This window comes from Mycobacterium sp. UM_WGJ, assembly GCF_000455125.1.
Classification (GTDB): domain Bacteria; phylum Actinomycetota; class Actinomycetes; order Mycobacteriales; family Mycobacteriaceae; genus Mycobacterium.
Genome location: NZ_AUWR01000074.1, coordinates 24,762 through 31,079, shown reverse-complemented (window position 1 = coordinate 31,079; position 6,318 = coordinate 24,762). Strand labels below are relative to the sequence as shown.

Annotated in this window: 8 protein-coding genes; 6 read left to right on the top strand and 2 right to left on the bottom strand. The window is 70.3% G+C overall.

Features of this window, described 5'->3' with window-relative positions; translation table 11 throughout:
• The first annotated feature begins 39 nt into the window (after window positions 1–39).
• Genes modA through N416_RS0119385 form a run of 6 tightly spaced genes read left to right on the top strand, consistent with a single transcriptional unit; the run spans window position 40 to window position 4,968 of the window.
• Window positions 40–795, top strand: a complete 756-nt coding sequence (gene modA, locus N416_RS0119410; RefSeq protein WP_024443760.1) for a molybdate ABC transporter substrate-binding protein — start codon at window positions 40–42, stop codon at window positions 793–795.
• Between the two features lie 6 nt (window positions 796–801).
• Window positions 802–1,593 (top strand): ABC transporter permease, encoded by a 792-nt coding sequence (locus N416_RS0119405; RefSeq protein WP_036458647.1) that lies wholly within the window; start codon window positions 802–804, stop codon window positions 1,591–1,593.
• Window positions 1,590–2,705, top strand: a complete 1,116-nt coding sequence (locus tag N416_RS0119400) for a sulfate/molybdate ABC transporter ATP-binding protein (protein WP_036458646.1) — start codon at window positions 1,590–1,592, stop codon at window positions 2,703–2,705. The genes N416_RS0119405 and N416_RS0119400 overlap by 4 nt, the downstream gene beginning before the upstream one ends.
• Before the next feature lie 37 nt (window positions 2,706–2,742).
• A complete protein-coding gene (locus N416_RS21915; RefSeq protein WP_036458644.1) occupies window positions 2,743–3,597 on the top strand; it encodes an alanine and proline-rich secreted protein Apa in 855 nt (284 codons plus the stop codon).
• A gap of 6 nt (window positions 3,598–3,603) precedes the next feature.
• Window positions 3,604–3,906, top strand: a complete 303-nt coding sequence (locus tag N416_RS21910; RefSeq protein WP_036458643.1) for a GlsB/YeaQ/YmgE family stress response membrane protein — start codon at window positions 3,604–3,606, stop codon at window positions 3,904–3,906.
• A gap of 33 nt (window positions 3,907–3,939) precedes the next feature.
• On the top strand, window positions 3,940–4,968 hold the full coding sequence (locus tag N416_RS0119385; RefSeq protein WP_024443757.1) for a zinc-binding alcohol dehydrogenase family protein: 1,029 nt from the start codon (window positions 3,940–3,942) through the stop codon (window positions 4,966–4,968).
• 71 nt (window positions 4,969–5,039) lie between these two features.
• Here N416_RS0119385 and N416_RS0119380 read toward each other — a convergent pair whose 3' ends face one another.
• Together N416_RS0119380 and N416_RS0119375 are read right to left on the bottom strand one after the other, a co-directional pair.
• Window positions 5,040–5,807, bottom strand: a complete 768-nt coding sequence (locus N416_RS0119380; protein WP_024443756.1) for a CPBP family intramembrane glutamic endopeptidase — start codon at window positions 5,805–5,807, stop codon at window positions 5,040–5,042.
• Between the two features lie 100 nt (window positions 5,808–5,907).
• Window positions 5,908–6,318, bottom strand: coding sequence for an MmpS family transport accessory protein (locus N416_RS0119375; RefSeq protein ID WP_081654632.1), 411 nt, complete (start codon window positions 6,316–6,318; stop codon window positions 5,908–5,910).

Here is a 6,318-nt window from a genome sequence, read left to right as displayed (position 1 = left end):
CGCTTCGCGCCGCTTGCGATCGCCGCTAGGCTGCCAGCCATGGGGCGTACCCGCGTGGTCTGCGGAGCGATGGCGGGCGTGCTGGCGGTGGGAATGGCCGGCTGTAGCACGGAGCCGGTGTCCCCGACGATCACCGTGTTCGCGGCGGCGTCGTTGCAGCCGGCGTTCACCGAGATCGCCGAGCAGTTCAAAACCGACAATCCCGGGGTCGCGGTGGCCTTTAATTTCGCCGGGTCCTCGGATCTGGCCACCCAACTGACCCAGGGGGCGCGCGCCGACGTTTTCGCCTCGGCCAACACCACCCAGATGGACAAGGTCGCGCAGGCCGGCCTGCTGGACGCCGCGGCGGTGGCGTTTGCCACCAACACGCTGGTGATCGTGACAGCACCCGGCAATCCGCACGGGGTGCGGTCCTTCGCTGATCTGGCCGCACCAGGGCTCGCGGTGGTGGTGTGTCAATCACCGGTCCCGTGCGGCGCGGCGACGCACAAGGTCGAAGACGCCACCGGTGTCACGGTCACCCCGGTCAGCGAGGAACCCGACGTCACCGACGTCCTCAACAAGGTCACCACCGGCCAGGCCGATGCCGGTGTGGTCTACCGCACCGACGCCCAGCACGCCGGGGGCAAGGTGGCCACCATCGAGTTCCCCGAGGCTGCCGACGCGGTCAACACCTACCCGATCGCGCTGCTACGGGAGGCGGCTTCGCCCGGGCCGGCCCGCGCGTTCGTCGATCTGGTCACCGGCGAGGCGGGGCAGAAGGTGCTGCACGCGGCCGGTTTCGGTAAGCCCTGACCGGCCGTGGTCAGCCGGCCTGATCACCTGCCGGGCTGGGTCTATGTGCCCGCCGCGATCGGCGCGGCATTCGTGGTGTTGCCGCTGGTGGGGATCGCGACCAAAGTCGACTGGCCACATTTCTGGGCGTTGATCAGCAGTCCCTCCGCCATCACCGCACTGCAACTGAGCCTGCGCACCGCCGCGGCCAGCACGGTGCTGTGTGTGCTGTTCGGTGTGCCGATGGCGCTGGTGCTGGCGCGCAGTCGGTCACGCGTGGTGCGCCTCCTGCGACCACTGGTGCTGTTGCCGCTGGTGTTGCCACCGGTGGTGGGTGGAATCGCGCTGCTGTATGCGTTCGGCCGGCTCGGATTGTTGGGACGCTATCTGGAGGCCGCCGGAATCCATATCGCGTTCACCACCAGCGCGGTGGTGCTGGCGCAGACGTTCGTGTCGTTGCCGTTTCTGGTGATCGCGCTGGAAGGCGCGGCACGCACCGCCGGTGCCGCTTACGAGACGGTGGCGGCCACGCTGGGCGCACGGCCCAGCGCGGTGTGGTGGCGGGTCACCCTGCCGCTGTTGACGCCGGGTCTGATCTCCGGAGCGGTTCTGGCATTCGCGCGGTCACTCGGGGAATTCGGCGCGACACTGACCTTTGCCGGCTCGCTTGAAGGTGTCACCCGGACGTTGCCGCTGGCCATCTATCTGCAACGCGTGTCGGATGCCGACGCCGCGGCGGCGATGTCGCTGTTGCTGGTGGCCGTTGCCGCCGTGGTAGTGCTCGTCCTGGGCGCCCGACGACTGGGCGACATCGGGTGACCGCCGCGACCGGGGGGCTCAGCGTGCAGGCCGTGGTAGCCGAGCGCGGCCTGGACGTGCGGCTGGACGTCGGCCCGGGCGAGGTGCTGGCGGTCTTGGGACCCAACGGCGCCGGGAAGTCGACGTTGCTGCACGTGATTGCGGGACTGCTGCGGCCCGACGAGGGCGTGGTCCGCGCAGGCGATCGGGTGCTGACCGACACCCGGGCCGGAGTTCAGGTGGCGACCTGGGATCGCCGGGTGGGCCTGCTGCTGCAGGATCCGCTGCTGTTCCCGCATTTGAGCGTGGCGGCCAACGTCGCATTCGGGTCGCATCCCCGGCGTCGCTTCGACCTGCGCCGGGCGCGCACCCGAGCCCTCGCGGCGCCGTGGCTGCACGCGGTCGGCGCCGAAGGGCTGGCCGAGCGCCGGCCGCGCCGCCTCTCCGGGGGGCAGGAGCAGCGGGTCGCGATCGCCCGCGCCCTGGCCGCTGAACCGGAGGTGCTGTTGCTCGACGAGCCGTTGGCCGGGCTCGACGTGGGTGCGGCTTCAGCGGTGCGCACGGTGCTGCGCGACGTGCTCGGTGCGGCCGGACGCACCACCGTGCTGGTCACGCACGATCTGCTCGACGTGTTTGCGCTGGCTGATCGGGTCCTGGTCCTCGAATCCGGTCGGATCGCCGAGATAGGCCGTGCCGCAGAGGTATTGGCTGCACCGCGGAGTCGCTTCGGGGCCCAGATCGCCGGCGTCAATCTGGTCGCGGGGGTGCTTGACGCCGCCGGCGTATTGCGGACCGGGTGGGGAGACCAGTGGCACGGCACCACCGACGACGGTGCGGAGCCGGGCCGGACGGCGGTCGCGGTCAGCACACCGCGGGCGGTGGCGGTCTACCGGGAGCCGCCGCGCCACGGCAGTCCGCGCAATCTGCTTGAGGTGGTCGTGGCCGAGCTCGACGTACGCGGCAGCACGGTCCAGGTGCGCGGTGTGGACCAGCCCGACGGTGCGCCGGGGCTGGCAGCGGACATCACCGCGGACGCAGCGGCGGAGCTCCGTCTGGCGCCCGGTGAGACGGTCTGGTTCGGGGTCAAAGCCCAGGAAGTGACCTTGCGCGCGACACACCCCGGCATGGCGTAACTTGCGTACGGATGGCAACGCGGTAGGTTTTTCTGCCATGAAGCAGGTGGACCTGACCTCCAGGGGAATTCGGGCGATGGCCGCGACTGCGGTCGCGGGTGCGTTGGCATTCGCCGCTGCGGCGCCGGTGTATGCGGATCCGGTGCCGCCGTCTCCTCCCGCACCGCCGGCCACCGCGGATGCCCCGCCGGCCGACCCGGACGCCCCGGCTCCGGCCGCTGAGCCCGCCGCACCCGAGGTGGGTCGTGTCGACGACGTCGCGGGCGGTTTCAGCTTCGTGCTGCCCGGCGGCTGGGTGCAGTCCGACACCAGCCACCTTGAGTACGGTTCGTCGCTGCTGAGCAAGAAGACCGGTGAGCCGATGCTGCCGGGGCAGCCGGCGCCGGTGGCCAACGACACCCGGATCGTGCTCGGCAAGCTCGACCAGCGGCTCTACGCCAGCGCTGAAGCCGACAACGCCAAGGCAGCCACCCGCCTCGGATCGGACATGGGCGAGTTCTTCATGCCCTACCCGGGCACCCGCGCCAACCAGGTGAACGCGCCGCTCAACGGCGGTGGTCTGACCGGTAGCGCGTCGTACTACGAGGTCAAGTTCACCGACCCGGCCAAGCCGGTCGGCCAGATCTGGAGCGGCGTGATCGGCGTGCCGCCGGCCGAGGGCACCGGCCCGCAGGCCGAGCGTTGGTTCGTGGTGTGGCTGGGCACCGCCAACAACCCGGTGGACACCAACGCGGCCATCGCGCTGGCCGAGTCCATCCGGCCGCTGGGCGCACCCCCCGCGGAAGCAGCGCCGGGTCCGGCGCCGGGCATTCCGGGAATCCCGGCTCCGGCACAGGGACCCGCTCCTGCACAGGGACCCGCTCCCGCGCAGGGACCCGCTCCCGCTGCCTAAGCCCCGATGACGCCCATGGCCGGAAGCTATCTCGCTGCAGCTCTGTCCACTCCGACGTCGGTCAGCTGGCTGGCCTACGTCCTGATCGGCGGCATCGCCGGCTGGCTGGCGAACCGCATCATGAAGCGCGGTGGCTCAGGGATCCTGCTCAACGTCGTGATCGGTGTGATCGGCGGTTTCCTCGGCGGCATGCTGCTCGGCTGGCTCGGTGTCGACGTGGAGCACGGCCGCAGGTGGTTCACCTTCTTCGTCTCCCTGGGCGGGGCCATCATCCTGCTGTGGGTCGTCGGATTGGCTCGCCGCAGGTAGCCGGCCCGGCCGTGGAAAGCGCACCATAGGTCTATGGCGTCGCAGGTGGCGGGTGTGTCGATGACGGGATGGCGCGTCCGACGTCCCGGTCCTATAGCCAACCGGCCACTTGAGCGGGTCAGTACCTCGGTGCCGCGACCGGAACCCTCGGAACTGCTGGTGGCCGTGCAGGCCTGCGGCGTGTGCCGTACCGACCTGCACGTCGCCGAGGGTGACCTTCCGGTGCACCGCCCCGGTGTGATCCCCGGCCACGAGGTGGTCGGCGAAGTCGTCGAAGTCGGTGCCGACGCCGGTGACGAGTTCGCAGTGGGGGACCGGGTCGGAATCGCCTGGTTACGGCACACCTGCGGCACGTGTCGCTACTGCCGGCGCGGCGACGAGAATCTCTGCCCGCATTCGCGCTACACCGGCTGGGATGACGACGGCGGCTATGCCGAATTCGCCACGGTGCCAGCAGCTTTTGCCCTCCGACTGCCCGGCGGCTACCGCGACACCGAGTTGGCGCCGTTGCTGTGCGCGGGCATTATCGGCTACCGGTCCTTGCAGCGGGCGGACCTGCCTCCGGGTGGGCGGCTGGGCATCTACGGGTTCGGCGGCAGTGCGCACATCACCGCGCAGGTCGCCCTCGCCAGTGGCGCCGAGGTACACGTGATGACCCGCGGGGAACGAGCGCGGGAGTTGGCTTTGGAACTGGGTGTGGCCTCGGCCCAGGGCGCCGCCGATCCGCCACCGGTGCCGCTGGACTCCGCGATCCTGTTCGCCCCGGTCGGCGAGCTGGTGCTACCCGCCTGTCAGGCACTGGACGCCGGCGGCACACTGGCCATCGCCGGAATCCACCTCAGCGACATCCCACCGCTGAACTACCAGCGCCACCTGTTCCGCGAGCGTCAGATCCGGTCGGTCACGGCCAACACTCGTGCGGATGCCCGCGCTTTTCTCGACTTCGCCGCAGCGCACCACATCGAAGTGACCACGCCGGAGTATTCGCTAGGTGAGGCCGACCGGGCTTTGGCCGATCTAGGTGCGGGCCGGATCGCAGGTGCGGCGGTGCTGCTGGTCTGATGCGCGGGGCCGATGCGGCGCTCCCAGCTTCGGCTCTCCTGCGTCGAGCCTCGCTGAACCGCCGGGCCGACTCAGCCAGAGACCTGCCACACCAGCGCGGCGGCCAGCGCGCCGACCCCGTTGAGGGACCAGTGCAGCGCGATGGGCGCGATCAGGCTGCCGCTGCGCCGCCGCAACCAGCTGAACACGAAGCCCGCGGCTCCGGTGGCCAGCACCGCGAGTGTCACGCCGGCCAGCATGCCGAAGAACCCGCCTCCGAGAATCCGGGTGAAACCGACGTTGCTGCTGGTCAGGCCGAGTGATGTTGCGACATGCCACAGACCGAACAGCAGGGAACCTGCCGCCGCGACGCCACGAAACCCCCACGCCCGGTGCAACGCACCGTGCAGCGCGCCGCGAAACGCCAACTCTTCGGGGATCACGGTCTGCAGCGGGATGACAACCATCGATGCGACCAGCGCACCGGAGACCGTGGCGTAGTGGTTGTTCAGGAACATCGGCCGGGTCGCGGGCAACAGCACGCCGATCGCGATCACCGACACCACCACCAGCACCGCGGCCAGCGCATAGCCGAACCCGGATTTCCAGTGCGCCCGGCCCAGGCCGAGCTCGCTCCAGCTCAGGCCGCTATAGCGGACCAGCGCGATCAAGCCGATGGCGGTGGCCGGGACGGTGGCGACCGCGGCCCACGGGGTGGTGAAATGCGCGATCAGATTGGCGAGCGCCAGCACCACCACGACGACGGCGACGTCGACGAAGGCGCGGAAATGATTCAGTGCCGAGAGTTGCGACACCAACGGGTGCCGCCCCCACGGCACCGCGAACTCGTGGCCAGACATTGGACCGAATTCTACGCGCGACACCGCGTCGGGGCTGTGCGTCGTCGGGGGACGCCCTCCCAGCTTCGGCTCTCCTGCCTCGAGCCGCGCCAACTGCCGGTTACTTGGGGCCGTGGGTCTCGCACAGGACGCGCGCCGGGTTGCCGGTGGCGGTGTTCTCGCTGACCACCTTGCCGTTCACGGTGACCGTACAGGTCAGGGCGCCGGGACCGGCGCTCTGCGCGCTCAGCGAGTACGAGGACGGACTGGCTGCGTTCGTCATCGCGCCGGTCAACTGAAGGGACCACGGCAGCGTGGCGTTGGTGGCGTGCGCCTGACCGTTCTGGACTTGGTAGGTGATGTAGCTGGCGACCCCGGTACCGGTGAGGTCGTAGCGGACCGGCACCCTGGTGAGGTCCGGCGTCGCGCCGGCCGCCCCGGCACCGGCGATGGTGGCCGACGCGACAAGGGCGCCGAGCAGCAACGACATCGCCTTGCGGCGCCTCCGGACCGGTGCGGGGTGAGCAGTCAT